This is a genomic window from Streptomyces caatingaensis (assembly GCF_001187435.1).
Taxonomy (GTDB): Bacteria; Actinomycetota; Actinomycetes; order Streptomycetales; family Streptomycetaceae; genus Streptomyces; species Streptomyces caatingaensis.
This window is the reverse complement of record NZ_LFXA01000017.1, coordinates 707,404-730,491: the sequence shown is the minus strand read 5'-3', so window position 1 is coordinate 730,491 and position 23,088 is coordinate 707,404. Positions and strand designations below refer to the sequence as shown.

Below are 23,088 nucleotides of genomic sequence, written 5' to 3'. Positions count from 1 at the left end.
CGCCTTTCGAATCGGCTACCTTGATCGACTCAGTGATTCGTACCCCCGCGCGAACGCGGGCATGCGGATACACGAGAGCCGACGCATCAGTCTACGTCAGGGCAACCGGAAAGACTAATCCAGGGGGTGGTCTGCCCATCCCCCGAGATCGTTAACCGGCCGCCCGCCCCCTCATCCCAGCGGATCCGGCGCGGCCGTGACGCCCAGCTCGGCCAGCTTGGCCTTGCCGCCGTCGACCGCGGTGAGGACCAGGGGGCCGTCCTCCGTCAGGGCCACCGAGTGCTCCCAGTGCGAGGACCAGGTCAGGTCGTCGGTGAGGACGGTCCAGTCGTCCTCCAGGACGTGGGTGCGGGGCGTGCCCAGGGAGACCATCGGCTCGATCGCGATGCAGAAGCCGGGGACGAGCCGCGGCCCGCGGCCCCGCTTGCGGGAGACGTAGTTCAGCAGGTGGGGGTCCATGTGCATGGCGGAGCCGATGCCGTGCCCGCCGTAGTCCTCGATGATCCCGTACTTGCCGGTGGCCGGCCGCGGCTGGCGGCGGATGTACGTCTCGATGGCCCGGGAGATGTCGACCAGCCGGTTGCCGTTCTTCACGGCGGCGATGCCGGCCCACATGGACTCCTCGGTCACCCGGGAGAGCTCGACGAGCTCCGGGGCGTGGCCGGTGCCCACGAAGGCCGTGAAGGCGGCGTCCCCGTGCCAGCCGTCGACGATCGCGCCGGCGTCGATGGAGATGATGTCGCCGTCCTTGAGGACGGTGTCGGCGGACGGGATGCCGTGCACCACGACCTCGTTCACCGAGGTGCAGATCGTCGCGGGGAAGCCGCCGTACCCCAGGAAGTTGGACTTCGCGCCGTGCTCGGCGAGTACCTTGCGGGCGACGTCGTCCAGGTCCTTGGTGGTGGCCCCGGGCACGGCCGCCTCCCGGGTCGCCGCGTGGATGGCGGCGACGACCAGCCCCGCCTCGCGCATCTTCGCGATCTGATCCGGGGTCTTGATCTCTACCGCCATGGGGGCCTTCCTCGGTTCGACGACGTCCGTACGAAAACTGTTCAAACAACACTACGGCCGCGACGCCCGTCCGGGCATCGCGGCCGTGCACCACGAGGGGTGGGGTCAGGAGGCGTCCCGCGAGGGGAGCGCCTCCATGGCCCGCTGGGTCACCTCGGCGACCTTGCCGAGCGCCGAGATCGTCACCACGAGGCCCTGGGCCTTGTAGTAGTCGATGATCGGCTCGGTCTCGCTGTGGTAGACCTCCAGCCGCTTGCGGACGGTGTCCTCGCGGTCGTCGTCCCGCTGGTACAGCTCGCCGCCGCAGACGTCGCAGACGCCCTCGGTCCGCGGCTGGTTGTAGATCACGTGGAAGACGTGGCTGCTGTCCGCACGGCAGATCCGGCGGCCGGCGATCCGCTTGACGACCTCGTCCTCCGGGACCTCCAGGTCCAGGACGGCGTCGAGGCGGAGCCCCTTGCCGGAGAGGTAGGCGTCCAGCGCCTCGGCCTGGCCGATGTTGCGCGGGAAGCCGTCCAGCAGGAAGCCGCCCGCGGCGTCCTCCTGGTCCATGCGGTCCTCGGCCATGCCGATGGTCACCGAGTCCGGCACCAGCTGGCCGGCGCTCATGTACTCCTTGGCCTTGAGGCCGAGCGGCGTGCCCTGGCTGATGTTCGCCCGGAAGAGGTCGCCCGTCGAAATGTGCGGGATCGCGAGGTTCTTGGCGAGGTACGCGGCCTGCGTACCCTTGCCGGCGCCGGGCGGCCCGACGAGGACGATTCGCATCAGCGGAGGAACCCTTCGTAGTTGCGCTGCTGAAGCTGGCTCTCGATCTGCTTCACAGTCTCCAGACCGACACCCACGATGATCAGGATGCTGGTTCCCCCGAACGGGAAGTTCTGGTTTGCGTTGAGTGTGACCAGCGCCACGGTGGGCACCAGGGCGATCAGGCCCAGGTAGAGAGAGCCGGGCCACGTGATGCGGTTCAGCACGTAGCTCAGGTACTCCGCGGTGGGACGTCCCGCCCGGATGCCCGGGATGAACCCACCATACTTCTTCATGTTGTCTGCAACTTCTTCGGGGTTGAAGGAGATGGCGACGTAGAAGAAGGCGAAGAACACGATCAGCAGGAAGTAAGTGACCATGTAGATCGGGTGGTCGCCCTTGACCAGATTGGCCTGGACCCACTGGGCCCAACCCGCCTTGGAGTTGGTGAACTGCACCAGCAGGGCCGGGATGTAGAGCAGCGACGAGGCGAAAATCACCGGGATCACACCGGCCTGGTTCACCTTCAGCGGGATGTAGGTCGACGTCCCGCCGTACGAACGGCGGCCGATCATGCGCTTCGCGTACTGCACCGGCACGCGGCGCTGCGCCTGCTCGACGAAGACCACGAGCGCGACCATCGCGAGGCCGCAGAGGATCACCAGCCCGAACTCCAGCCAGCCGTCCACCAGCTTGCCCTGGAGCTTGATGGCCCACAGCGCGCTCGGGAACTGGGCGGCGATCGAGGTGAACATCAGGATCGACATGCCGTTGCCGATGCCGCGGTCGGTGACGAGCTCACCGAGCCACATGATCAGCGCGGTGCCCGCGGTCATGGTGATGACCATGGTGACGGTCGTGAAGATCGACTGGTTGGGGACGATCTGGTTGCCGACCGGGCAGTTGCCGAAGAGCGCTCCGTTGCGCGCGACGGCGACCAGGCCGGTGCCCTGGAGCACGGCGAGCGCGATGGTCAGATACCGCGTGTACTGCGTGATCTTGGCCTGGCCCGACTGCCCCTCCTTCTTCAGCGCCTCGAGTCGGGGAATCACGACGGTCAGCAGCTGGAGGATGATGCTCGCCGTGATGTACGGCATGACCCCCAGCGCGAAGATCGTGATTTGCAGCAGCGCGCCACCACTGAACATGTTCACGAGGCTGAACAGACCCTGACCACTCTTGGTCTGGTCGATGCACGTCTGGACGTTCTTGTAGTTGATGCCCGGCACCGGGATGTGCGCCCCGAGCCGGTAGATCACCAGAATGCCCAGCGTGAACAGCAGCTTCTTGCGCAGGTCGGGCGTCCTGAACGCCCGGGCGAACGCGGTGAGCACGGTGCCTCCTGCGCCTCCCACGCACCCGCGTGGAAGGTAACGGTCTTGAGGTTCGACGAATACTTAGCAGTCAAAGCCGCACGGCCGGGGAAGCCGGAACCCCCCATAGGTACAGCAACAGTCCACGCCACCTTACCGGCGACCGTGCCCGGCTTGGAACGACCAACCGGGGATGCCCCTGATGGGACATCCCCGGTTGTCGGATCAACGAACTCAGACGAGCTCGGTGACGGTGCCGCCGGCGGCGGCAATCTTCTCCTTGGCGGAGGCGGAGACGGCGTCCACCGTCACCTGCACCGCGACGGAGATCTCGCCCTGGCCCAGGACCTTGACGAGCTCGTTCTTGCGAACGGCGCCCTTGGCGACCAGGTCGGCCACCGTGACCTCGCCACCCTGCGGGTAGAGCGCGGCCAGCTTGTCCAGGTTCACGACCTGGAACTGCTTGTGGGCGGGGTTCTTGAAGCCCTTCAGCTTCGGGAGGCGCATGTGGAGGGGCATCTGCCCACCCTCGAAGCGCTCCGGAACCTGGTAACGGGCCTTGGTGCCCTTGGTACCACGACCGGCCGTCTTACCCTTCGACGCCTCACCACGACCGACACGGGTCTTGGCGGTCTTGGCGCCCGGGGCCGGACGGAGGTTGTGGACCTTCAGCGGGTTGGACTCCGCCATGTCAGTCGACCTCCTCGACCGTGACGAGGTGGCGGACGGTGTGCACCATGCCGCGGATCTCGGGACGGTCCTCCTTGACAACCACGTCGTTGATCTTCTTCAGACCGAGCGAACGCAGGGTGTCACGGTGGTTCTGCTTGCTGCCGATGTAGGACTTGGTCTGCGTGACCTTGAGACGAGCCATTACGCACCCGCCCCCGCACGCGCACGCAGCAGGGCGGCGGGCGCGACGTCCTCGAGCGGCAGGCCACGACGGGCGGCGATCTCCTCAGGACGCTGCAGCATCTTGAGGGCCTCCACCGTGGCGTGCACGATGTTGATCGGGTTCGACGAACCGAGCGACTTCGACAGGATGTCGTGGACGCCGGCGCACTCGAGCACCGCACGCACCGGACCACCGGCGATAACACCGGTACCCGGGGTGGCGGGCTTGAGCAGGACGACACCGGCCGCCTTCTCGCCCTGAACGGGGTGCGGAATGGTGCCCGCGATGCGGGGGATGCGGAAGAAGTTCTTCTTCGCCTCCTCCACGCCCTTGGCGATGGCCGCGGGAACTTCCTTGGCCTTGCCGTAACCGACACCCACGGTGCCGTCACCGTCGCCCACCACGACCAGCGCGGTGAAGCTGAAGCGACGACCACCCTTGACAACCTTGGCGACGCGGTTGATCGCGACTACGCGCTCAACGTACGCGGTCTTCTCGGCGGCAGCGCCACCGTCACGGCCCTTCCGGTCCCGCCGCTCGCCGCCACCGGCGCCGCCACCGCGGCGCTGGGGTCCAGCCATTGGAATTACCTCTCTCTGTTACGTCCGCTAGCTCCGGAACCGGGGCTTAGAACTTCAGCCCGGCTTCGCGGGCGGCGTCCGCCAGAGCGGCGATGCGCCCGGCGTACTGGTTGCCACCGCGGTCGAACACGACGGCCTCGACACCGGCGGCCTTGGCACGCTCGGCGACCAGGGCGCCCACCTTCTTGGCCTGGGCGCTCTTGTCGCCCTCGCCACCACGGATCGACGCGTCCAGGTGCGACGCCGACGCCAGGGTGTGACCCTTGATGTCGTCGATGACCTGGGCGGTGATGCCACGGTTGGTACGCGTCACCACGAGACGCGGGCGCTCAGCCGTACCGGAGATGTTCTTCCGGATACGGATGTGACGGCGCTGCTTGGCGGAACGCTTGTAAGCGTCGCCCTTAGCAATCTTGACACCGTATGCCATGGCTTACTTACCAGCCTTTCCGACCTTGCGGCGGATGACTTCGCCCTCGTACTTGACGCCCTTGGCCTTGTACGGGTCGGGCTTCCGCAGCTTGCGGATGTTCGCGGCGACCTCGCCGACCTTCTGCTTGTCGATGCCCTCGACAGTCAGCTTGGTCGGGGACTCCACCTTGAAGGTGATGCCCTCGGGGGCCTCGACCAGGATCGGGTGGCTGTAGCCCAGGGAGAACTCCAGGTTGGAGCCCTTGGCCTGGACGCGGTAACCGACACCGCTGATCTCGAGCTTCTTGCTGTAGCCCTGGGTCACGCCGGTGATCATGTTCGCCACCAGCGTGCGCGACAGACCGTGCAGGGCCTTGTTCTGACGCTCGTCGTTCGGGCGGGTGACGTTCAGCACGCCGTCCTCACCCTTGGCGATCGCGATGGGCGCCGAGAGCTCGAGGGAGAGGGAGCCCTTGGGGCCCTTCACCTGAACCGAGCGGCCATCGATGGTGACGTCCACGCCAGCGGGAACCTGGATGGGCAGCTTGCCAATGCGCGACATTAGCTCTTCCTCCGTTCCCGTTTACCAGACGTAGGCGAGGACTTCCCCACCCACGCCCTTCTTCTGAGCCTGCTGGCCGGTCAGGAGACCGTGGGACGTGGAGATGATCGCCACGCCCAGGCCGCCGAGGACCTTCGGCAGGTTGGTGGACTTTGCGTAGACCCGGAGGCCCGGCTTCGAAATCCGCTTGATGCCCGCGATGGAGCGCTCACGGTTCGGGCCGAACTTCAGGTCGATGACGAGGGACTTGCCGACCTCGGCGTCCTCGACCTTCCAGCCGGCGATGTAGCCCTCCTGCTGCAGGATCTCGGCGATGTGCGCCTTGATCTTGCTGTGGGGCATGGCCACGGTGTCGTGGTAAGCCGAGTTCGCGTTCCGCAGACGGGTCAGCATGTCTGCGATCGGATCGGTCATGGTCATGTTTGGCCTTCGGCCTCTCTCGCCGGGGTTTCCTATCTGCGCCATCCCTCTCCCCGAACTGGGTCGGGACGGGTGCGGCGCGGGGACCTACGGCGTAGTAAGACGAATTGGGCAGCGGGGGCCCAACCCTTCAACTCTACGCGAGCATCGGGAAGGGCTCCCGCGTCCAGCTTGCTTACCGAGAGTCCAGGTTCAACCCAACTGGGCTGTTACCAGGAGCTCTTGGTCACGCCCGGCAGCTCGCCACGGTGAGCCATCTCACGGAGGCACACGCGGCACAGGCCGAACTTGCGGTAAACGGAGTGCGGCCGGCCGCAGCGGTTGCAGCGGGTGTACGCGCGGACCGAGAACTTCGGCTTGCGCGAGGCCTTAGCGATCAGAGACTTCTTCGCCATCTCGGTCACGCCTCCTTGAAGGGGAAGCCGAGGTGACGAAGGAGGGCGCGGCCCTCGTCGTCGTTGGTCGCCGTGGTCACCACGGTGATGTCCATACCCCGGACGCGGTCAATCTTGTCCTGGTCGATCTCGTGGAACATGACCTGCTCCGTGAGACCGAAGGTGTAGTTGCCCCGACCGTCGAACTGCTTCGGGGACAGACCGCGGAAGTCGCGGATGCGCGGCAGCGCGAGCGACAGGGTGCGGTCCAGGAACTCCCACATGCGGTCGCCACGGAGGGTGACGTGGGCACCGATCGGCTGGCCCTCGCGCAGCTTGAACTGCGCGATGGACTTGCGGGCCTTGGTGACGGCCGGCTTCTGACCGGTGATCGTGGTGAGGTCGCGGATGGCGCCCTCGATCAGCTTGGAGTCGCGGGCGGCGTCGCCCACACCCATGTTGACCACGATCTTGGTCAGGCCGGGGACCTGCATGACGTTCTCGTAGGAGAACTCCTCACGCAGCTTGGCGACGATCTCGTCGCGGTAGCGCTGCTTGAGGCGCGGCGCGTTGGTGGTGGCAGTCATCAGATGTCCTCACCGGTCCGCTTGGCAACGCGGATCTTGTTGCCGTTCTCGTCGAAGCGGTAGCCGACGCGGGTGACGACCTTCTTGCCGTCCTTCTCCACGACGAGCTGAACGTTGCTCACGTGGATCGGGGCCTCGGTCGTGACGATGCCACCGGTCTTCGAACCACGAGCCGTCTGACCGGCCTTGGTGTGCTTCTTGACCCGGTTGACACCCTCGACCAGGACGCGGTCCTCGCGCGGCATGGCCTGGATGACCTTGCCCTGCTTGCCCTTGTCCTTGCCGGTGATGACCTGAACCAGGTCGCCCTTCTTGATCTTCATGCTTACAGCACCTCCGGCGCGAGCGAGACGATCTTCATGAACTTCTTCTCGCGCAGCTCTCGGCCGACGGGGCCGAAGATACGGGTGCCGCGGGGGTCACCGTCGTTCTTGAGGATGACGGCCGCGTTCTCGTCGAAGCGGATGTACGAGCCGTCCGGACGGCGGCGCTCCTTGACGGTGCGAACGACGACGGCCTTGACGACGTCGCCCTTCTTCACGTTGCCACCGGGGATCGCGTCCTTGACGGTGGCGACGATGACGTCACCGATGCCCGCGTAGCGGCGACCCGAGCCACCGAGCACACGGATGCAAAGGATCTCCTTCGCACCAGTGTTGTCGGCGACCCGAAGTCGCGACTCCTGCTGGATCACGTCTATCTCCTGATCGTCTGCCGGTTCCCGGCAGGGGCTCCGAGGGAGCCCCTGCCGAGCCTGGCGGAACTGTCCAGAAGGCTTATGCCTTCAGGAATTACTTGGCCTTCTCGAGGATCTCGACGACGCGCCAGCGCTTCGTGGCGGACAGCGGCCGGGTCTCCATCAGGAGGACGCGGTCGCCGACACCGGCGGCGTTCTGCTCGTCGTGCGCCTTGAGCTTGTTGGTACGGCGGATGACCTTGCCGTACAGCGCGTGCTTGACGCGGTCCTCGACAGCGACGACGACGGTCTTGTCCATCTTGTCGCTGACGACGAGGCCCTCACGGGTCTTGCGGAAGCCGCGCTCGTTCGTCTCAGTCATGTTCTTCTCGCTCATCAGGCGCTCTCCACCGTCTCGATGCCGAGCTCGCGCTCGCGCATCAGGGTGTAGATCCGGGCGATGTCCTTGCGGACGGCCTTCAGCCGGCCGTGGTTCTCAAGCTGTCCGGTCGCCGCCTGGAAGCGGAGGTTGAACAGCTCTTCCTTGGCCTCGCGCAGCTTCGCAACGAGGTCCTCGTTGTTCAGCTCACGCAGCTCGGTCGCCTTGGTACCGGCAGCCATCACGACTCACCTGCCTCGCGCCGAACAATGCGGCACTTCATCGGAAGCTTGTGGGCGGCTCGGGTGAGCGCCTCACGCGCAACCTTCTCGTTCGGGAAGGACAGCTCGAACATCACCCGACCAGGCTTGACGTTCGCGACCCACCACTCCGGGGAACCCTTACCGGAACCCATGCGGGTCTCGGCGGGCTTCTTCGTGAGCGGACGGTCCGGGTAGATGTTGATCCACACCTTGCCGCCACGCTTGATGTGACGCGTCATGGCGATACGAGCGGACTCGATCTGACGGTTCGTCACGTAGGCCGGGGTCAGGGCCTGGATGCCGTACTCACCGAACGCCAGCTCGGTGCCACCCTTGGCCATGCCGTTCCGCTTGGGGTGGTGCTGCTTGCGGTGCTTGACCCTGCGAGGGATCAGCATGTCGGTCAGGCCTCCGTTCCGGTGCTCTCGGCCGGAGCAGCGACCTCGGCCTTGGGGGCCTCGGCAGCCTGCTGCGGCTTGCGGCCGCGGCCGCCACGCTCGCCACCGCGGCCACGGGCCGGGCGGTCACCGGCGCCACGGGACGGGCGGTTGCCCGCACGGGCGGCGGCGTTCTCGGCGCGGACCTCGGCGATGTTCTTGACGTCGCCCTTGTAGATCCAGACCTTCACGCCGATGCGGCCGAAGGTGGTCTTGGCCTCGAAGAAGCCGTAGTCGACGTTCGCGCGGAGGGTGTGCAGGGGCACACGGCCCTCGCGGTAGAACTCCGAGCGGGACATCTCGGCGCCGCCGAGACGGCCACCGCACTGGATCTTGATGCCCTTGGCGCCGGCCTTCATCGTCGACTGCATGCTCTTGCGCATGGCGCGACGGAAGGAGACGCGGGAGGACAGCTGCTCGGCGACGGCCTGGGCGACCAGCTGGGCGTCGACCTCGGGGTTCTTGACCTCGAGGATGTTCAGCTGGACCTGCTTGCCGGTGAGCTTCTCCAGCTCGCCGCGGATGCGGTCGGCCTCGGCGCCGCGGCGGCCGATGACGATGCCCGGACGAGCGGTGTGGATGTCGACGCGGACGCGGTCGCGGGTGCGCTCGATCTCGACCTTGGAGATACCGGCGCGCTCCATGCCCTTCGTCATCATGCGACGAATGGCGACGTCTTCCTTGACGTAGTCCTTGTACAGCTTGTCGGCGTACCAGCGGGACTTGAAGTCCGTGGTCACACCGAGCCGGAACCCGTGCGGGTTAACCTTCTGGCCCATTACCGGGTTCCTTCCTTGCTGCTGACGACCACGGTGATGTGGCTGGTCCGCTTGCGGATCCGGTAGGCACGGCCCTGGGCGCGCGGACGGAACCGCTTCAGGGTCGGGCCCTCGTCGACGTACGCCTCGCTGATGTACAGCGAAGAGGCGTCGGTGTGGTCGTAGTTGTGCGCCGCGTTGGCAATGGCGCTGTCCAGCACCTTGCCGACGGGCACGCTCGCGGCCTGCGGGGCGAAACGCAGGACCGCCTGAGCCTCCGTGGCGTCCATGCCACGGATGAGGTCCACCACGCGGCGGGCCTTCATGGGCGTGACGCGGATGTACCGCGCCTGGGCCCTGGCTTCCATGGTTGTCCCTTCGGTGTCAGTCATAGTCGTTCACACCCCGCGATTAGCGGCGCTTCGACTTCCGGTCTTCCTTGACGTGGCCGCGGAAGGTGCGGGTCGGCGCGAACTCGCCGAGCTTGTGGCCGACCATCGACTCGGTGACGAACACCGGGACGTGGGTCTTGCCGTTGTGCACCGCCAGCGTGTGGCCGAGCATGGCCGGCACGATCATGGAGCGACGGGACCAGGTCTTGATGACGTTCTTGGTACCGGCTTCGTTCTGAGCGTCCACCTTCTTGATCAGGTGGTCGTCGACGAAGGGTCCCTTCTTGAGACTACGCGGCATCTAAACCCGCTCCTAGCGCTTCTTGTTCGTCTTGCGGCGGCGGACGATGTACTTGTTGCTCGCCTTCTTGGGAGAACGAGTACGACCCTCCTTCTGACCCCACGGGGAGACCGGGTGGCGACCACCGGAGGTCTTGCCCTCACCACCACCGTGCGGGTGGTCAACCGGGTTCATCGCGACACCGCGGACGGTCGGGCGGACGCCCTTCCAGCGCATGCGGCCGGCCTTGCCCCAGTTGATGTTCGACTGCTCGGCGTTGCCGACCTCACCGACGGTGGCGCGGCAGCGGACGTCGACCAGGCGGATCTCACCGGACGGCATGCGCAGGTGGGCCATGGCGCCCTCCTTCGCCAGCAGCTGCACGGAGGAACCGGCGGAGCGGGCGATCTTGGCGCCGCCACCCGGACGCAGCTCGATGGCGTGGATGGTCGTACCCACCGGGATGTTGCGCAGCGGCAGGTTGTTGCCCGGCTTGATGTCGGCCCCGGGGCCGTTCTCGATGCGGTCGCCCTGGCCGAGGCCGCGCGGCGCGATGATGTAGCGCTTCTCGCCGTCCAGGTAGTGGAGCAGCGCGATGCGCGCGGTGCGGTTCGGGTCGTACTCGATGTGAGCGACCTTGGCCGGCACGCCGTCCTTGTCGTGACGACGGAAGTCGATCACACGGTAGGCGCGCTTGTGGCCACCGCCCTGGTGGCGGACGGTCACACGACCGGCGTTGTTACGGCCGCCCTTGCTGTGCAGCGGGCGGACCAGCGACTTCTCCGGCGTGGACCGCGTGATCTCGACAAAGTCGGCGACGCTGGAGCCACGACGGCCCGGAGTCGTCGGCTTGTACTTGCGGATACCCATTTTTCAGTCCTCGTCCGATATCGGACGACTCGGAACTCCGTTAGGAGACCGGGCCGCCGAAGATGTCGATACGGTCGCCCTCGGCGAGGGTCACGATGGCGCGCTTGGTGTTGGCGCGCTTGCCGAAACCGGTGCGGGTGCGCTTGCGCTTGCCCTGGCGGTTGATCGTGTTGACCCCGGTGACCTTGACCGAGAAGACCGCCTCGACGGCCTGCTTGATCTGGGTCTTGTTGGCGCGCGGGTCGACGATGAACGTGTACTTGTTCTCGTCCAGCAGCGCGTAGCTCTTCTCGGAGACGACCGGCTTGATCAGCAGGTCACGGGGCTCCGTGAAGGTCTTGCTGGTGACGTCGCTCATCAGGCGGCGCTCCCTTCGGTCTCAACGGCCTTGGGGCCAGACACGAAGGACTCGAAGGCGGCCTGGGTGAAGACCACGTCGTCGGAGACGAGCACGTCGTACGTGTTCAGCTGGCCCGGCTCCAGGATGTGAACCTGGGGCAGGTTGCGGGCGGACAGCCACGCGGCCTCGTCGGAGCGCTCGGCGACCAGGAGCACGTTCTTGCGCTCGGAGATCTTGCCGAGGAGAGCCTTGGCGGCCTTCGTGGAGATCGCACCCTCGACCACGCCGGTGACGACGTGGATGCGGGAGTGGCGCGCCCGGTCGGTGAGGGCACCACGCAGGGCGGCGGCCTTCATCTTCTTCGGGGTCCGCTGCGAGTAGTCACGCGGCACGGGACCGTGCACGACGCCACCACCGGCGAACTGCGGCGCGCGGGTCGAACCCTGACGGGCGCGACCGGTGCCCTTCTGGCGGTAAGGCTTCTTGCCACCGCCGCGGACCTCGCCACGGGTCTTGGTCTTGTGCGTGCCCTGACGGGCAGCGGCCAGCTGCGCGACGACGACCTGGTGGATCAGCGGAACGCTGACCTTGGCGTCGAAGATCTCCGCGGGGAGCTCGACGGTCCCGGCCTTGTCGCCTGCCGGCGAAAGGATGTCAATGGTGCTCATCGGTTACCTCAGGCCCCCTTGGCCGCGGTACGGACCAGGACGAGGCCGCCGTTCGGACCAGGAACCGCACCCTTGATGAGGAGCAGGCCCTTCTCCGCGTCAACGGCGTGGACGGTCAGGTTCTGGGTGGTGACCCGCTCGTTGCCCATGCGGCCCGCCATGCGGAGGCCCTTGAACACGCGGCCCGGGGTGGCGCAGCCACCGATCGAACCGGGGGAGCGGTGCTTGCGCTGGGTGCCGTGCCCGGCGCCGAGGCCACGGAAGTTGTGGCGCTTCATGACACCGGCGAAGCCCTTGCCCTTGCTCTTGCCCGTGACGTCGACCTTGACGCCGGCCTCGAACACGTCCGCGGTGATCTCCTGGCCGAGGGTGTACTCGGCGGCGTCGGAGGTGCGGATCTCCACCAGGTGGCGGCGCGGGGTCACGTCGGCCTTGGCGAAGTGGCCCTTGAGGGGCTTGTTCACCTTGCGCGGGTCGATCTCGCCGAAGGCGATCTGGACCGACTCGTACTTGTCGGTGTCGTTGGTGCGAACCTGGGTCACGACGCAGGGGCCGGCCTTGACGACGGTGACCGGGACGACACGGTTGTTCTCGTCCCAGACCTGCGTCATGCCGAGCTTCTCGCCCAGGATGCCCTTGATCTGCTTAGCCATCTCGCGCGTCACCTCAGAGCTTGATCTCGATGTCGACGCCGGCCGGCAGGTCGAGACGCATGAGCGAGTCGACGGTCTTCGGCGTGGGGTCGAGAATGTCGATGAGGCGCTTGTGCGTACGCATCTCGAAGTGCTCGCGCGAGTCCTTGTACTTGTGCGGCGACTTGATGACGCAGTACACGTTCTTCTCAGTGGGCAGCGGCACCGGGCCCGCGACCGACGCACCAGTGCGGGTCACCGTCTCGACGATCTTCTTCGCCGAGGAGTCGATGACCTCGTGGTCGTAGGCCTTGAGCCGGATGCGGATCTTCTGTCCCGCCATGGCTACTTCGTAGTCCTGTCTCTCGTAACGCTCTGGGACTCGGTGAGCCGTGCGGCCGCACTGCCCCTCCCCACTCCACCCCGACCCACGCGGTCGGGCGTGTCGCGCCCCTTCCAGCAGATCTCCCCAGGGAGATCCCTGCTCAAGGGGTTTGTGGGGGAAGAACACCCACCGAGTGCCTGGCTGGCACCCCGCTCACGCTTCCCGGAAGATTCCCGTACTTCCGCCCCTCATAAGGGGCGACGAGTACTGCGGGACTCGCTTCCAGTCCTCCCGGCGGGAGGCGCGCAGCATCGGCACTCAACCGAGCAACCTGAACAGTGTGCCATACGGGTCGGAAGCGGCGCCAATCGAAGCCGAAGACGGTACCCCGAGCGGCGCAGATGTCAAACCGCCGGGCCGACAAACCGGGCGGAACGGGCGCCTCCCACCACTCGTCCCCCTGACCCGCCCCCGCCACGCCACGGTGGCCGAATCCCGGACCGTCCCCGATCGGGGGACCAGGCTTTGTCACGACTTGGGCAACCCGCCGGGCCTCTTCCCCGTCCCTCAACACGCTGGGGGGCGCTGGACAACGAAGCGGAGTCAGGTAGTTGAACATCTCACAGCGCAGAGCCGTTCCGCCCGAGAACGCTCGTACGGTGTCGCGCCGGGCCGTGCTCGCCGGGATCGCGGCGGTGACCGCCGCGACGGCCGCCGGATGCAGCGACAGCGGCTCCGGCCGCACCGCCGCCCGCCCCTCCCCCGTCCGCGCCGTGGACCCGCGCTCCACCCAGCCGTTCGACGACCCCAAGGGCCCGCTGCTGCTCCAGGTCATGGCCCACCCCGACGACGACCTGTTCTTCATGAACCCCGACGCCCAGCACCTGGTGCGCGCGGGCGTCCCCGTCGTCTCCGTCTATGTGACGGCCGGCGAGGCCATAGGGCAGAACTGGGTCGAGGGCATGCCCCCGGAGCAGAAGAAGCACCACGACAAGGCCGCCTACTCCTCCGCCCGCCACCAGGGCCTGCGCCAGGCCTACGCCGTGATGATCGGCAAGGACCGCTTCACCCGGTGGGACAAGTCCGTCATGGACCTGCCGGGGGGCGTCAAGGCCGAGACCAACGAACTGGTGGCCGACGGCCGCCGGGTGCGGCTCGTCTTCCTCAACATCGCGATGCTCTCCGAGCACAACGTCCGCCTCCCCCACCTCTGGAACGAGGTCGGGGCGCGGATGCAGTCGCTGGTCGCCAAGGGCTCGCCCTGCACCACGGTGAGCACCTACCGGCACAGCACGCTGGTGGACGCGCTGGCGGCCGTCATGGACCGCTTCCGCCCGACCGTGGTCCACACCATGGACCCGGACCCGGACTTCCAGGTCCACGACGCGACGCACCCCAAGGACAACGACTACGGCGCGTGCTCGGACCACCGCGACCACACGCCCACCGCGCTCTTCACCTGGAAGGCGCTCTCCCAGTGGGTCGCCGACGCGACCCGCCGCGACGGCCACCCGCCGCGCTTCGTCACCACGTCCTTCCGCGGCTACTACAACCAGCGCTGGCCGCACGGTCTCCCCAAGGAGATCGTCGAGCAGAAGCACCGGCTGATCCGCGAGTACGGCGGCGAGCCGACCTGGCACTGCGGCAACGACGGCGGCTGCGGCGACTACGGCCAGGGCGGCGACCGCCCGCTGCGCAACCGCAAGGCGTGGATCCGCTCCACGCACTACCGGCACCCGGGCGCCACGCCCGTCGTCGACAGCGACGGCTCCGGCCGTCTGGAGGCCTACGGGGTGCTCGGCCTGCACGCCGTGCGCTGGCAGGAGTCCTCGCCGGGCAGCGGCCGCTGGGGCGCCCCGCAGAACCTCGGCGGCGGCCCGCTGGCCCCCGCCCTGGCCACGGTGGTCGACTCCGCCGGGCGCCGGCTGCTGTTCGCCATGCGCTTCTCCGCCCTGGAGGGCGAGGGACGGGCCGACACCCGCGAGATCGTCGTCCTGGAGCAGCGCTCCCCCGGCGGCCCCTTCACGACCTGGGTGGGCCTCGGCAACCCCGAGCACCACCCCGACCGCGGCCGCCGCGTCGGCATGCCGGCCGCCGTCGCCGCGCCCGACGGGCGCGTCCACCTCTTCGTCCGCAACGCGGGCAAGGGCGTCTCCACGCGGGTGCGCGAGCCGAACGGCCACTGGGGCAAGTGGCGCAACCTCGGCGGCCAGGAGATCCAGGAGGGCCTGACGGCCGTCCTCGACAAGGACCGCCGGATCCACGTCTTCGGCCCGGGCCGCGACGCCGTCCACCACTGGGGGCAGGACGCTCCCGGCAAGCCGATGCGCTTCCTGCCGCTGGACGACCTGCCGCAGCCGGCCGGCGACCCGGTCGCGGCCTCCGTCGGGCCCGACGGCGCGATGACCGTCGCCTACCGCGAGCCGGAGTCGGCCGAGCCGGTGGCGTACCGGCTGGGCGGGGGTTCGGACGTCGAGCGGCTGGACCGCTCCGCGGTCCGCGACCTGCGCGGCTACGGCGCGCTCTCCGCCGTCCCGCTCCCCCAGCGCGGCCACGACGACGCCCTGATGGTCCTGGGCCGCGCCCTCGACGGCCGCGCCCAGGTCGTGGACGCCGCCTCGGAGGACGCCCGCCCGACGGTCCTCCGCGACCGCCCCGTCCCCGTCGGCACCCCCGCCCTCCACGCCGACGGCTCCCACCGCCTGGCCGTGGTCGCCATGGGTGCCGACGCCACACCGTGGATCTGGCGCCAGTAGAAAGCCCGGAGAAAGCAGACGCCCCGGCCCTCCCTTAAAGGGGCCGGGGCAAAAACCCGAAGGGCCCGCACACCCCAAGGGGCGTGCGGGCCCTTCGATCGACCATCAGGTCAGATCACAGGCAAGTGCAGGACTTACTTGACGATCTTCGTGACCTGGCCGGCGCCCACGGTGCGGCCACCCTCACGGATGGTGAAGCGCAGGCCCTCCTCCATGGCGACCGGCTGGATGAGCTGGACGGACATCTCGGCGTTGTCGCCGGGCATGACCATCTCCGTGCCCTCCTTGAGGGTCACAACACCGGTCACGTCAGTCGTACGGAAGTAGAACTGCGGACGGTAGTTGTTGAAGAACGGGGTGTGGCGGCCACCCTCGTCCTTCGACAGGATGTAGGCCGTGGCCTCGAACTCGGTGTGCGGGGTGACCGAACCCGGCTTGATGATGCACTGGCCGCGCTCGACGTCCTCGCGCTTGATGCCACGGAGGAGCAGACCGACGTTCTCACCGGCCTGGCCCTCGTCGAGCAGCTTGCGGAACATCTCGATGCCGGTGACCGTGGTGGAGGTCTTCTCCGGCTTGATGCCGATGATGTCGACGTTCTCGTTGACCTTCAGGACACCGCGCTCGATACGGCCGGTGACGACCGTGCCACGACCGGTGATCGTGAAGACGTCCTCGATCGGCATCAGGAACGGCTTGTCGACGTCACGCTCGGGCTGCGGGATGTTCTCGTCGACGGCGTTCATGAGGTTCATGACCGACTGGCCCCACTCGGCGTCGCCCTCGAGCGCCTTCAGCGCCGAGACCTTGACGACCGGAGCGTCGTCGCCCGGGAACTCGTACTCGTTGAGGAGCTCACGGACCTCGAGCTCGACGAGCTCCAGGATCTCCTCGTCGTCCACCATGTCGGCCTTGTTCAGGGCGACGACGATGTACGGAACGCCGGACTGGCGGGCCAGGAGCACGTGCTCCTTGGTCTGCGGCATCGGACCGTCGGTCGCGGCGACCACGAGGATCGCGCCGTCCATCTGGGCGGCACCGGTGATCATGTTCTTGATGTAGTCCGCGTGACCCGGGCAGTCGACGTGGGCGTAGTGACGCGACTCGGTCTGGTACTCAACGTGCGCGATGGAGATGGTGATACCGCGCTGCCGCTCCTCAGGCGCCTTGTCGATCTGGTCGAACGGCGTGAAGGGGTTCAGCTCCGGGTGAGCGTCGTGCAGCACCTTGGTGATGGCCGCGGTAAGGGTCGTCTTACCGTGGTCAACGTGACCGATGGTGCCGATGTTGACGTGCGGCTTAGTCCGCTCGAACTTCGCCTTCGCCACTGGGGTCCTCCTGGGGAGTGGTTCTGTACGCCTGCTTCACGGCGCCAGGGATCTTTGCTGGGGTGCCGTCCGGCGGGGCACCCGCCGCGGACCGAAAGAGAGCCGAATCAACTGCTTTCTCTCGATTCACGGCGGTATGCCCCGACGTTCGGTGTCAAGCCTAAAGCGTCAGTCTCGTCTGTGGAGACGGGAGCTGGTTACTCGCCCTTGGCCTTCGCGATGATCTCCTCGGCGACGTTCCGCGGAACCTCGGCGTAGGAGTCGAACTGCATCGAGTAGCTTGCGCGACCCGAGGTCTTGCTGCGGAGGTCGCCGACGTAGCCGAACATCTCCGACAGCGGCACCAGGCCCTTGACGACCTTGGCGCCCGACCGGTCCTCCATGGCCTGGATCTGGCCACGGCGGGAGTTGATGTCGCCGATCACGTCGCCCATGTAGTCCTCGGGGGTGGTGACCTCGACGGCCATCATCGGCTCGAGCAGAGCCGGCGACGCCTTGCGGGCACCCTCCTTGAACGCCATGGAACCGGCGATCTTGAAGGCGAGCTCGGAGGAGTCGACGTCGTGGAAGGCACCGTCGAGCAGCGTCACCTTGACGCCGGTCAGCGGGTAGCCGGCCAGCACGCCGAACTCCATGGCCTCCTGGCAGCCCGCGTCCACGGACGGGATGTACTCCCGCGGGATGCGGCCACCGGTGACCTTGTTCTCGAACTCGTAGCCGTCGCCCTCGAGGGGCTCGATCGCGATCTGCACCTTGGCGAACTGACCGGAACCACCGGTCTGCTTCTTGTGGGTGTAGTCGATGCGCTCGACGGCCTTGCGGATCGTCTCGCGGTACGCGACCTGCGGCTTACCGACGTTGGCCTCGACCCGGAACTCGCGCTTCATGCGGTCGACCAGCACCTCGAGGTGCAGCTCGCCCATGCCCGCGATGATCGTCTGGCCGGTCTCCTCGTCGGTGTGGACCTGGAAGGACGGGTCCTCCTCGGCCAGGCGCTGGATGGCGACACCCAGCTTCTCCTGGTCGCCCTTCGACTTGGGCTCGATGGCGACCTGGATGACCGGAGCGGGGAACTCCATGGACTCCAGGATCACCGGGTTGCCCGCGTCGCACAGCGTCTCACCGGTGGTGGTCTGCTTCAGGCCCATGACGGCGACGATGTCGCCCGCGCCCACCGACTCGATCTCCTCACGCTTGTTGGCGTGCATGCGGTAGATCTTGCCGATGCGCTCCTTCTTGCCCTTGACCGAGTTCTGCACCTGAGAACCCGACTCCAGGCGGCCGGAGTACACGCGGACGAAGGTGAGCTTGCCGAGGTGCGGGTCGCTCATGATCTTGAACGCCAGCGCGGCCAGCGGCTCGTCGTCCGACGGCTTGCGCTTGACGACCTCGTCCGGGTTGCTGACGGCGTGGCCCTCGATGGCCTCGACGTCGAGCGGCGAGGGCAGGTAGCGCACGACCGCGTCGAGCAGGGGCTGGACGCCCTTGTTCTTGAACGCGGTGCCGCAGAACACCGGGGTGACGGTGGTCTGGTCGGCGCGGCCCGAGTTGATCGTGATGCGGCGGATCGCGGCGTACAGCTGCTCCTCGGTCGGCTCCTGGCCATCGAGGAAGAGCTCCATGATCTCTTCGTCGTTCTCGGCCACGGCCTCGACGAGCTTGCCGCGCCACTCCTCGGCCGCCTCGGTGTGGGTGTCCGGGATGTCGACGACGTCGTACATCTCGCCCTTGGCGGCCTCGGCGGACCAGACCAGAGCCTTCATACGGACGAGGTCGACCACGCCCTGGAAGTTGGCCTCGGCGCCGATCGGGAGCTGCATGACCAGCGGCTGGGCACCCAGGCGGTCGACGATCATGTCGACGCAGCGGTGGAACTCGGCGCCGGTGCGGTCCAGCTTGTTGACGAAGCAGATGCGCGGCACGCCGTAACGGTCGGCCTGACGCCACACCGTCTCGGACTGCGGCTCGACACCGGCCACACCGTCGAACACGGTCACGGCACCGTCGAGCACGCGCAGCGAGCGCTCCACCTCGACGGTGAAGTCGACGTGGCCCGGGGTGTCGATGATGTTGATCGTGTGATCGACGTTCTCGAGCGGCCAGTGGCAGGTCGTCGCGGCGGACGTGATGGTGATGCCGCGCTCCTGCTCCTGCTCCATCCAGTCCATCGTGGCAGCGCCGTCGTGGACCTCACCGATCTTGTAGGAGACACCGGTGTAGAACAGGATCCGCTCGGTGGTGGTCGTCTTGCCCGCGTCGATGTGGGCCATGATCCCGATGTTGCGGACCTTGGCCAGGTCAAGCGAAGTGGTAGCCATAAGGCTTCAGTCTTCTCTCGGTTCTCGATGGGGGAGCGACTACCAGCGGTAGTGCGCGAAGGCCTTGTTGGACTCGGCCATCTTGTGCGTGTCCTCGCGCTTCTTGACCGAGGCGCCGAGACCGTTGGAGGCGTCGAGCAGCTCGTTCATCAGACGCTCGGTCATGGTCTTCTCGCGACGGGCGCGGGAGTAGCCGACCAGCCAGCGCAGCGCCAGGGTGGAGGCGCGGCCCGGGCGGACCTCGACCGGCACCTGGTAGGTGGCGCCACCGACGCGGCGGGACTTGACCTCGAGAGCCGGCTTGACGTTCTCGAGGGCGCGCTTCAGCGTGATGACCGGGTCGTTGCCGGTCTTCTCGCGCAGACCCTCCATGGCGCCGTACACGATGCGCTCGGCGGTGGAGCGCTTGCCGTGCAGCAGGATCTTGTTGATCAGGGACGTGACCAGAGGAGAGCCGTAGACCGGGTCGATGATGACCGGGCGCTTCGGGGCGGGGCCCTTACGAGGCATTCTTACTTCTCCTTCTTGGCGCCGTAGCGGCTGCGAGCCTGCTTGCGGTTCTTGACGCCCTGGGTGTCGAGCGAGCCGCGGATGATCTTGTAGCGGACGCCCGGCAGGTCCTTCACACGGCCACCGCGGACGAGCACGATCGAGTGCTCCTGCAGGTTGTGGCCCTCACCCGGAATGTAAGCGGTGACCTCGATGCCGCTGGTCAGACGCACACGCGCGACCTTACGCAGGGCCGAGTTCGGCTTCTTCGGGGTGGTCGTGAAAACACGCGTGCAGACGCCACGGCGCTGGGGCGAACCCTCGAGTGCGGGCGTCTTGTTCTTCTCGACCTTGTCCTGCCGGCCCTTTCGGACCAGCTGCTGGATCGTAGGCACCGTTTCTCCGGTTTCTGTGTGCCGATCACGATAAAACTAACCTGGAACGACGCTCCGACCCACGCGGTCGGGCGTGTCGAAACCTGCAGACCCCGCCGCAAGCGGATGAGCGCAGATTTTCGGTGTCTTTGAACCGTTCGGGCCCGTTCAAGACCGTTCCGGCCCGGCCTCTCGTGCGGTTCGAAGGCACGCACAAGAGCCCAGGGACACCCCAGGCACAAGGTCAGAGCGTACCTACAGCATGGGCCACGGTCAAAACAAATGCACACGCGGAGGACGTACCGATGTGCGTTGTATGTCCAATATTGCCGCCCGCGTCGGCATGCGGCACCTCGGGGCGCCCGGCCGATACCCGACCCCCGCGCCCGGCCCGCGCCCGGTTCAGCGCCGGGCCGAGGCGCCCCACTGAGCGCTGCGCGGGTCGTCCGGCCGCACCCCGCTGACCGCCAGGATCATCTCCGTCATCTCGACGAACTGCCGGCGGTGGGTCTCCGGGACGCCGAGCAGCTCGGCCGCCTGTGCGGGAGTGACCCGCTTCCCGTCGTTCCGCTCGTCCGCGGCCGGCAGGGGCAGGTCCTCCGGCGCGACCCGGCCGGACTGGATCAGCATGTCCCGCAGCCCGACCCCGAGGACGCGCGCCAAGGCACGCATCGTCTCCAGGTCCGGCAGGCTCTGCCGCTGCAACAGCCGGGTCACCGCCGCGCGGTGCACCCCGGCGTCCTCGGCCAGCCGTGACCGCCCGCCGCCGCGCGGGCTGTCGATGTCATACCCGCGGCGCCGCATCAGGTCCTCGACCCAGGCCGCGAACCGCTCCATCTCCGAGCCCTTTTCGCCCATAGCACGCTCCCTCCGCAGCACAGACCATACCGTCCGATCGCGCACGCAATAACCAGATTGACGTGCGTGTCCGCAACCGGCCAGTGCGCCTCGGCAAATTCCCGGCAAGCCGCATGTGACATGCCCCGCACGATGCGTGATCGCACCCTCGCCGCTCCCGAGTTTGTTGCGCGCTCGCACGCAATCGGGCTAGTGTCGATTGCGCAGCCGCAACAAGCGGTCCCGCCTCCCGCCCGCAGCACGAGAGGGACCACCCGCCCCATGCCCGCATCCGCCCCCCTCCTCGCCCCCTCCGCCCCGGACCCGTCCGACGCCGACTGGCGCACCCGCGCCGCCTGTACGGGCCTGCCCGCGCAGACCGTCTTCGCCCGCCGCGCCAAGGCCGCGCTCCCCGCCCTGCGGGCCTGCGCCGTCTGCCCCGTACGCCGCCCCTGCCTCGACACCGTCGCCCCGGGCGACAACCTCTTCGACGGCGTCAGCGGCGGCCACCTCTGGCGCAACGGCCGACGGGTCGCCCTCCCCGAAGCCTTCGCCGTCGCCCTCGAACCGCTGGAGCAGCCATGACCGACTCCCCCCGCCACCCCGACAGCGCCGCCGTCTGGCTGGGCGTCCTGCTGCGCCAGTTCCCCGAGCTGGGCCGCGAACTCGCCCCCGGCCGCACCTCCGCCCCCTCCCCCCTCGGCCGCCGCGGCGGAACCGCCGGCCCCTCGCTGCCCATCCGGCTCTTCGTCTCCGACACCATCCGCGACATCAGCGACGGCGTGGTGGAACTGGAGGAGGCCGTCTGCGAGAAGCTCCGCCTGCCCCGCCCCCGGCGCGGCACGGTCGAGCAGCGCCTGACCCGCCTCCTGGGCCTGCTGGACGAGGTCGCCACCGATCCCGTGCTCGCCGGCCACGTCCGCGCCGAGTCCCGCCGCATGGCCCGCCGCTGCTCGCTCGCCCTGGGCGACGCGGAGACGCCCGTCCGGGTGCGCGGCCGCTGCGTCCACTGCGACTCCGTCTCCCTGCGCGTCTTCCCGCACCGCGAGACCGTCCTCTGCGTCAACCCGGGCTGCCGGTGCGCCGATCCGGCCTGCCGCTGCCATGCGGACGCCGGGCACCGCCACTCCTGGGTACGCGCCGAGTGGCGCCGGCTCGCGGAGGAGACCGAGGGCGACCTCGCCGAACTGACGGCGGCCCAGGACTCCGCGCGGGACGAGGAGGGCGGGCGATGACGACCCTGGTGACGACGGCCATCGCCGCGCGGGAAGTGGCGGTCGTGCCCGACACGATCCGCAAGTGGGTCCAGCTGAAGCACCTGGTGCCGGCGGGGCGGCGCGGCCGCGCGCACCTCTTCCGCCTCGAGGACGTCTTCGCGGCCGAGCGCGCCACCCGCCGGGCGCACGAACGGCGCCCCTGAGCACGCCCGCCACCCCGGATCAGCGCCCTCCATGGAGGGGGGCGCCATATAGGGGTGCGCCCCACGACCGGCCGATCGGTCGCGGGGCGCACCTCCCCCCTGTGCGGGGCGGAAGGTCAGACGTCCTTCGCGCCGGCCGATCCGTCGGGCGTCGCCCACCCCGGCATCCGGTAGACCTGCGCCCCCGCGGTCGTGGAGTCGCCGGTGTCGCGCAGCGCGTCCACCGCCTCCTGCCAGCCGCTGACGAACCCGCTCAGCTCGGCGGCGTCCACCGCCTTGTCGGCCAGCTTCCCTATCACCGACGTCAGCGCCGCGGCGACCTCGTCCGTGAAGGATCCCGCCTGCCCGGACTCACCCGCCACCTCCACCGTCGCGGCCACGACGTCCGCCAGGCGCTCCCTGTGCGGGCTCATCTCGGCGCTCCCCCGGACATCACGACCACCTCGCTCATGCCACCCCCACGTGTTCCACGCCGACTCGTTGCCCGTCCGTACCATCTCCGACGCATCTGTCGCGAGATACCCGGAGCGTGTGCGATCGTCCCTGTAATTTAACGCGACGGGCTGACAGCCCGTCGCCTCAGGTAACGTCCCCCCGACCCCATACGCTCCCCCAATAGTCGAACATAAGATCGCTCTCCATGGGGGT

34 protein-coding genes are annotated in these 23,088 nt (G+C 68.0%); 4 read left to right on the top strand and 30 right to left on the bottom strand.

Annotated features, from left to right (window positions below):
- Nucleotides 1–171 precede the first annotated feature (171 nt).
- From map to rpsJ, 24 genes are all read right to left on the bottom strand, one after another.
- On the bottom strand, nucleotides 172–1,011 hold the full coding sequence (gene map / locus AC230_RS25760; RefSeq protein ID WP_049718681.1) for a type I methionyl aminopeptidase: 840 nt from the start codon (nucleotides 1,009–1,011) through the stop codon (nucleotides 172–174).
- Between the two features lie 105 nt (nucleotides 1,012–1,116).
- A complete protein-coding gene (locus AC230_RS25755) occupies nucleotides 1,117–1,776 on the bottom strand; it encodes an adenylate kinase (protein WP_049718680.1) in 660 nt (219 codons plus the stop codon).
- The gene (gene secY / locus AC230_RS25750) at nucleotides 1,776–3,089 is read right to left on the bottom strand and encodes a preprotein translocase subunit SecY (RefSeq protein WP_049718679.1); all 1,314 of its coding nucleotides are present in this window, start codon (nucleotides 3,087–3,089) and stop codon (nucleotides 1,776–1,778) included. The genes AC230_RS25755 and secY overlap by 1 nt, the downstream gene beginning before the upstream one ends.
- A gap of 213 nt (nucleotides 3,090–3,302) precedes the next feature.
- A complete protein-coding gene (rplO, locus tag AC230_RS25745; RefSeq protein ID WP_049718678.1) occupies nucleotides 3,303–3,758 on the bottom strand; it encodes a 50S ribosomal protein L15 in 456 nt (151 codons plus the stop codon).
- Nucleotide 3,759: 1 nt separating this feature from the next.
- Nucleotides 3,760–3,942, bottom strand: coding sequence for a 50S ribosomal protein L30 (rpmD, locus tag AC230_RS25740; RefSeq protein ID WP_004946653.1), 183 nt, complete (start codon nucleotides 3,940–3,942; stop codon nucleotides 3,760–3,762).
- Entirely contained in the window at nucleotides 3,942–4,544 is a 603-nt protein-coding gene (rpsE, locus tag AC230_RS25735) for a 30S ribosomal protein S5 (protein ID WP_049718677.1), read from the bottom strand. Before rpsE ends, rpmD begins: the two co-directional genes overlap by 1 nt.
- 46 nt (nucleotides 4,545–4,590) lie before the next feature.
- Entirely contained in the window at nucleotides 4,591–4,974 is a 384-nt protein-coding gene (gene rplR / locus AC230_RS25730; RefSeq protein WP_049718676.1) for a 50S ribosomal protein L18, read from the bottom strand.
- A gap of 3 nt (nucleotides 4,975–4,977) precedes the next feature.
- Nucleotides 4,978–5,517 carry a 50S ribosomal protein L6 gene (gene rplF / locus AC230_RS25725; protein WP_049718675.1) on the bottom strand — a complete coding sequence of 180 codons (540 nt, stop codon included), beginning with the start codon at nucleotides 5,515–5,517 and terminating at the stop codon, nucleotides 4,978–4,980.
- Between the two features lie 21 nt (nucleotides 5,518–5,538).
- Complete coding sequence (gene rpsH / locus AC230_RS25720) at nucleotides 5,539–5,937, bottom strand: 30S ribosomal protein S8 (protein WP_049718674.1); 399 nt, start codon at nucleotides 5,935–5,937, stop codon at nucleotides 5,539–5,541.
- Between the two features lie 209 nt (nucleotides 5,938–6,146).
- Nucleotides 6,147–6,332 carry a type Z 30S ribosomal protein S14 gene (locus AC230_RS25715; protein WP_049718910.1) on the bottom strand — a complete coding sequence of 62 codons (186 nt, stop codon included), beginning with the start codon at nucleotides 6,330–6,332 and terminating at the stop codon, nucleotides 6,147–6,149.
- A 5-nt stretch (nucleotides 6,333–6,337) separates the two neighbouring features.
- On the bottom strand, nucleotides 6,338–6,898 hold the full coding sequence (rplE, locus tag AC230_RS25710) for a 50S ribosomal protein L5 (RefSeq protein ID WP_049718673.1): 561 nt from the start codon (nucleotides 6,896–6,898) through the stop codon (nucleotides 6,338–6,340).
- The gene (rplX, locus tag AC230_RS25705; RefSeq protein WP_049718672.1) at nucleotides 6,898–7,221 is read right to left on the bottom strand and encodes a 50S ribosomal protein L24; all 324 of its coding nucleotides are present in this window, start codon (nucleotides 7,219–7,221) and stop codon (nucleotides 6,898–6,900) included. The genes rplE and rplX overlap by 1 nt, the downstream gene beginning before the upstream one ends.
- A gap of 2 nt (nucleotides 7,222–7,223) precedes the next feature.
- Complete coding sequence (gene rplN / locus AC230_RS25700; RefSeq protein ID WP_004946682.1) at nucleotides 7,224–7,592, bottom strand: 50S ribosomal protein L14; 369 nt, start codon at nucleotides 7,590–7,592, stop codon at nucleotides 7,224–7,226.
- 97 nt (nucleotides 7,593–7,689) lie between these two features.
- Nucleotides 7,690–7,971, bottom strand: coding sequence for a 30S ribosomal protein S17 (gene rpsQ, locus AC230_RS25695; protein ID WP_004950457.1), 282 nt, complete (start codon nucleotides 7,969–7,971; stop codon nucleotides 7,690–7,692).
- Nucleotides 7,971–8,195, bottom strand: coding sequence for a 50S ribosomal protein L29 (gene rpmC / locus AC230_RS25690; RefSeq protein ID WP_004950453.1), 225 nt, complete (start codon nucleotides 8,193–8,195; stop codon nucleotides 7,971–7,973). Before rpmC ends, rpsQ begins: the two co-directional genes overlap by 1 nt.
- The gene (gene rplP, locus AC230_RS25685; protein WP_004950450.1) at nucleotides 8,195–8,614 is read right to left on the bottom strand and encodes a 50S ribosomal protein L16; all 420 of its coding nucleotides are present in this window, start codon (nucleotides 8,612–8,614) and stop codon (nucleotides 8,195–8,197) included. The genes rpmC and rplP overlap by 1 nt, the downstream gene beginning before the upstream one ends.
- 5 nt (nucleotides 8,615–8,619) lie before the next feature.
- The gene (gene rpsC, locus AC230_RS25680) at nucleotides 8,620–9,432 is read right to left on the bottom strand and encodes a 30S ribosomal protein S3 (protein WP_049718671.1); all 813 of its coding nucleotides are present in this window, start codon (nucleotides 9,430–9,432) and stop codon (nucleotides 8,620–8,622) included.
- Nucleotides 9,432–9,779, bottom strand: a complete 348-nt coding sequence (gene rplV / locus AC230_RS25675) for a 50S ribosomal protein L22 (protein ID WP_030685471.1) — start codon at nucleotides 9,777–9,779, stop codon at nucleotides 9,432–9,434. The genes rpsC and rplV overlap by 1 nt, the downstream gene beginning before the upstream one ends.
- A 43-nt stretch (nucleotides 9,780–9,822) precedes the next feature.
- Nucleotides 9,823–10,104: a 30S ribosomal protein S19 gene (gene rpsS / locus AC230_RS25670; RefSeq protein ID WP_049718670.1), complete on the bottom strand. Its 282-nt coding sequence runs from the start codon at nucleotides 10,102–10,104 to the stop codon at nucleotides 9,823–9,825.
- Nucleotides 10,105–10,116: 12 nt separating this feature from the next.
- The gene (gene rplB / locus AC230_RS25665) at nucleotides 10,117–10,953 is read right to left on the bottom strand and encodes a 50S ribosomal protein L2 (RefSeq protein ID WP_049718669.1); all 837 of its coding nucleotides are present in this window, start codon (nucleotides 10,951–10,953) and stop codon (nucleotides 10,117–10,119) included.
- Nucleotides 10,954–10,993: 40 nt separating this feature from the next.
- Nucleotides 10,994–11,311, bottom strand: a complete 318-nt coding sequence (rplW, locus tag AC230_RS25660) for a 50S ribosomal protein L23 (RefSeq protein ID WP_049718668.1) — start codon at nucleotides 11,309–11,311, stop codon at nucleotides 10,994–10,996.
- Complete coding sequence (gene rplD / locus AC230_RS25655) at nucleotides 11,311–11,961, bottom strand: 50S ribosomal protein L4 (protein WP_049718667.1); 651 nt, start codon at nucleotides 11,959–11,961, stop codon at nucleotides 11,311–11,313. The genes rplW and rplD overlap by 1 nt, the downstream gene beginning before the upstream one ends.
- Nucleotides 11,962–11,969: 8 nt before the next feature.
- Complete coding sequence (rplC, locus tag AC230_RS25650) at nucleotides 11,970–12,614, bottom strand: 50S ribosomal protein L3 (RefSeq protein WP_049718909.1); 645 nt, start codon at nucleotides 12,612–12,614, stop codon at nucleotides 11,970–11,972.
- Nucleotides 12,615–12,627: 13 nt separating this feature from the next.
- Nucleotides 12,628–12,936 (bottom strand): 30S ribosomal protein S10, encoded by a 309-nt coding sequence (rpsJ, locus tag AC230_RS25645; protein ID WP_003948644.1) that lies wholly within the window; start codon nucleotides 12,934–12,936, stop codon nucleotides 12,628–12,630.
- Between the two features lie 641 nt (nucleotides 12,937–13,577).
- Here rpsJ and AC230_RS25640 point away from each other — a divergent pair.
- The gene (locus AC230_RS25640) at nucleotides 13,578–15,674 is read left to right on the top strand and encodes a PIG-L family deacetylase (protein WP_241833360.1); all 2,097 of its coding nucleotides are present in this window, start codon (nucleotides 13,578–13,580) and stop codon (nucleotides 15,672–15,674) included.
- Between the two features lie 134 nt (nucleotides 15,675–15,808).
- On the opposite strand, the gene tuf is transcribed toward AC230_RS25640, so the two are convergent.
- The 5 genes from tuf to AC230_RS25615 form a co-directional block, all read right to left on the bottom strand.
- Nucleotides 15,809–17,002, bottom strand: a complete 1,194-nt coding sequence (tuf, locus tag AC230_RS25635; protein ID WP_049718666.1) for an elongation factor Tu — start codon at nucleotides 17,000–17,002, stop codon at nucleotides 15,809–15,811.
- Nucleotides 17,003–17,199: 197 nt separating this feature from the next.
- Complete coding sequence (gene fusA / locus AC230_RS25630) at nucleotides 17,200–19,320, bottom strand: elongation factor G (RefSeq protein ID WP_049718665.1); 2,121 nt, start codon at nucleotides 19,318–19,320, stop codon at nucleotides 17,200–17,202.
- Nucleotides 19,321–19,359: 39 nt separating this feature from the next.
- Nucleotides 19,360–19,830, bottom strand: a complete 471-nt coding sequence (gene rpsG / locus AC230_RS25625) for a 30S ribosomal protein S7 (protein ID WP_004950419.1) — start codon at nucleotides 19,828–19,830, stop codon at nucleotides 19,360–19,362.
- A 2-nt stretch (nucleotides 19,831–19,832) separates the two neighbouring features.
- A complete protein-coding gene (gene rpsL, locus AC230_RS25620; RefSeq protein ID WP_003948652.1) occupies nucleotides 19,833–20,204 on the bottom strand; it encodes a 30S ribosomal protein S12 in 372 nt (123 codons plus the stop codon).
- Nucleotides 20,205–20,585: 381 nt separating this feature from the next.
- On the bottom strand, nucleotides 20,586–21,041 hold the full coding sequence (locus tag AC230_RS25615) for a helix-turn-helix domain-containing protein (protein WP_049718664.1): 456 nt from the start codon (nucleotides 21,039–21,041) through the stop codon (nucleotides 20,586–20,588).
- A gap of 261 nt (nucleotides 21,042–21,302) precedes the next feature.
- Here AC230_RS25615 and AC230_RS34085 point away from each other — a divergent pair, with 261 nt between their 5' ends.
- From AC230_RS34085 to AC230_RS25600, 3 genes are read left to right on the top strand one after another with little or no spacing between them, the layout of a single operon-like run.
- A complete protein-coding gene (locus AC230_RS34085; protein WP_049718663.1) occupies nucleotides 21,303–21,605 on the top strand; it encodes a WhiB family transcriptional regulator in 303 nt (100 codons plus the stop codon).
- Nucleotides 21,602–22,255 carry a hypothetical protein gene (locus AC230_RS25605; protein ID WP_049718662.1) on the top strand — a complete coding sequence of 218 codons (654 nt, stop codon included), beginning with the start codon at nucleotides 21,602–21,604 and terminating at the stop codon, nucleotides 22,253–22,255. Before AC230_RS34085 ends, AC230_RS25605 begins: the two co-directional genes overlap by 4 nt.
- Nucleotides 22,252–22,440, top strand: a complete 189-nt coding sequence (locus AC230_RS25600) for a hypothetical protein (RefSeq protein WP_049718661.1) — start codon at nucleotides 22,252–22,254, stop codon at nucleotides 22,438–22,440. The genes AC230_RS25605 and AC230_RS25600 overlap by 4 nt, the downstream gene beginning before the upstream one ends.
- Before the next feature lie 116 nt (nucleotides 22,441–22,556).
- On the opposite strand, the gene AC230_RS25595 is transcribed toward AC230_RS25600, so the two are convergent.
- The gene (locus AC230_RS25595; RefSeq protein ID WP_049718660.1) at nucleotides 22,557–22,853 is read right to left on the bottom strand and encodes a hypothetical protein; all 297 of its coding nucleotides are present in this window, start codon (nucleotides 22,851–22,853) and stop codon (nucleotides 22,557–22,559) included.
- Nucleotides 22,854–23,088 lie beyond the last annotated feature (235 nt).

Bases quoted from the DNA above. Each gene is read 5' to 3' on its own strand.
- rplR (WP_049718676.1), bottom strand. From the start codon at position 4,974: ATGGCATACGGTGTCAAGATTGCTAAGGGCGACGCTTACAAGCGTTCC.
- AC230_RS34085 (WP_049718663.1), top strand. From the start codon at position 21,303: ATGCCCGCATCCGCCCCCCTCCTCGCCCCCTCCGCCCCGGACCCGTCC.
- rplB (WP_049718669.1), bottom strand. From the start codon at position 10,953: ATGGGTATCCGCAAGTACAAGCCGACGACTCCGGGCCGTCGTGGCTCC.
- rpsH (WP_049718674.1), bottom strand. From the start codon at position 5,937: ATGACCATGACCGATCCGATCGCAGACATGCTGACCCGTCTGCGGAAC.
- rpmD (WP_004946653.1), bottom strand. From the start codon at position 3,942: ATGGCTCGTCTCAAGGTCACGCAGACCAAGTCCTACATCGGCAGCAAG.
- AC230_RS25755 (WP_049718680.1), bottom strand. From the start codon at position 1,776: ATGCGAATCGTCCTCGTCGGGCCGCCCGGCGCCGGCAAGGGTACGCAG.
- rplW (WP_049718668.1), bottom strand. From the start codon at position 11,311: ATGAGCGACGTCACCAGCAAGACCTTCACGGAGCCCCGTGACCTGCTG.
- rplE (WP_049718673.1), bottom strand. From the start codon at position 6,898: ATGACTGCCACCACCAACGCGCCGCGCCTCAAGCAGCGCTACCGCGAC.
- rpsS (WP_049718670.1), bottom strand. From the start codon at position 10,104: ATGCCGCGTAGTCTCAAGAAGGGACCCTTCGTCGACGACCACCTGATC.
- rpsC (WP_049718671.1), bottom strand. From the start codon at position 9,432: ATGGGCCAGAAGGTTAACCCGCACGGGTTCCGGCTCGGTGTGACCACG.
- rplO (WP_049718678.1), bottom strand. From the start codon at position 3,758: ATGGCGGAGTCCAACCCGCTGAAGGTCCACAACCTCCGTCCGGCCCCG.
- rplV (WP_030685471.1), bottom strand. From the start codon at position 9,779: ATGGAAGCCAGGGCCCAGGCGCGGTACATCCGCGTCACGCCCATGAAG.
- rpsG (WP_004950419.1), bottom strand. From the start codon at position 19,830: ATGCCTCGTAAGGGCCCCGCCCCGAAGCGCCCGGTCATCATCGACCCG.
- AC230_RS25595 (WP_049718660.1), bottom strand. From the start codon at position 22,853: ATGAGCCCGCACAGGGAGCGCCTGGCGGACGTCGTGGCCGCGACGGTG.
- rplP (WP_004950450.1), bottom strand. From the start codon at position 8,614: ATGCTGATCCCTCGCAGGGTCAAGCACCGCAAGCAGCACCACCCCAAG.
- rpmC (WP_004950453.1), bottom strand. From the start codon at position 8,195: ATGGCTGCCGGTACCAAGGCGACCGAGCTGCGTGAGCTGAACAACGAG.
- map (WP_049718681.1), bottom strand. From the start codon at position 1,011: ATGGCGGTAGAGATCAAGACCCCGGATCAGATCGCGAAGATGCGCGAG.
- rplF (WP_049718675.1), bottom strand. From the start codon at position 5,517: ATGTCGCGCATTGGCAAGCTGCCCATCCAGGTTCCCGCTGGCGTGGAC.
- rplD (WP_049718667.1), bottom strand. From the start codon at position 11,961: ATGAGCACCATTGACATCCTTTCGCCGGCAGGCGACAAGGCCGGGACC.
- AC230_RS25605 (WP_049718662.1), top strand. From the start codon at position 21,602: ATGACCGACTCCCCCCGCCACCCCGACAGCGCCGCCGTCTGGCTGGGC.
- rpsJ (WP_003948644.1), bottom strand. From the start codon at position 12,936: ATGGCGGGACAGAAGATCCGCATCCGGCTCAAGGCCTACGACCACGAG.
- AC230_RS25715 (WP_049718910.1), bottom strand. From the start codon at position 6,332: ATGGCGAAGAAGTCTCTGATCGCTAAGGCCTCGCGCAAGCCGAAGTTC.
- rplC (WP_049718909.1), bottom strand. From the start codon at position 12,614: ATGGCTAAGCAGATCAAGGGCATCCTGGGCGAGAAGCTCGGCATGACG.
- fusA (WP_049718665.1), bottom strand. From the start codon at position 19,320: ATGGCTACCACTTCGCTTGACCTGGCCAAGGTCCGCAACATCGGGATC.
- rplX (WP_049718672.1), bottom strand. From the start codon at position 7,221: ATGAAGATCAAGAAGGGCGACCTGGTTCAGGTCATCACCGGCAAGGAC.
- AC230_RS25600 (WP_049718661.1), top strand. From the start codon at position 22,252: ATGACGACCCTGGTGACGACGGCCATCGCCGCGCGGGAAGTGGCGGTC.
- rpsE (WP_049718677.1), bottom strand. From the start codon at position 4,544: ATGGCTGGACCCCAGCGCCGCGGTGGCGGCGCCGGTGGCGGCGAGCGG.
- rpsQ (WP_004950457.1), bottom strand. From the start codon at position 7,971: ATGAGCGAGAAGAACATGACTGAGACGAACGAGCGCGGCTTCCGCAAG.
- AC230_RS25615 (WP_049718664.1), bottom strand. From the start codon at position 21,041: ATGGGCGAAAAGGGCTCGGAGATGGAGCGGTTCGCGGCCTGGGTCGAG.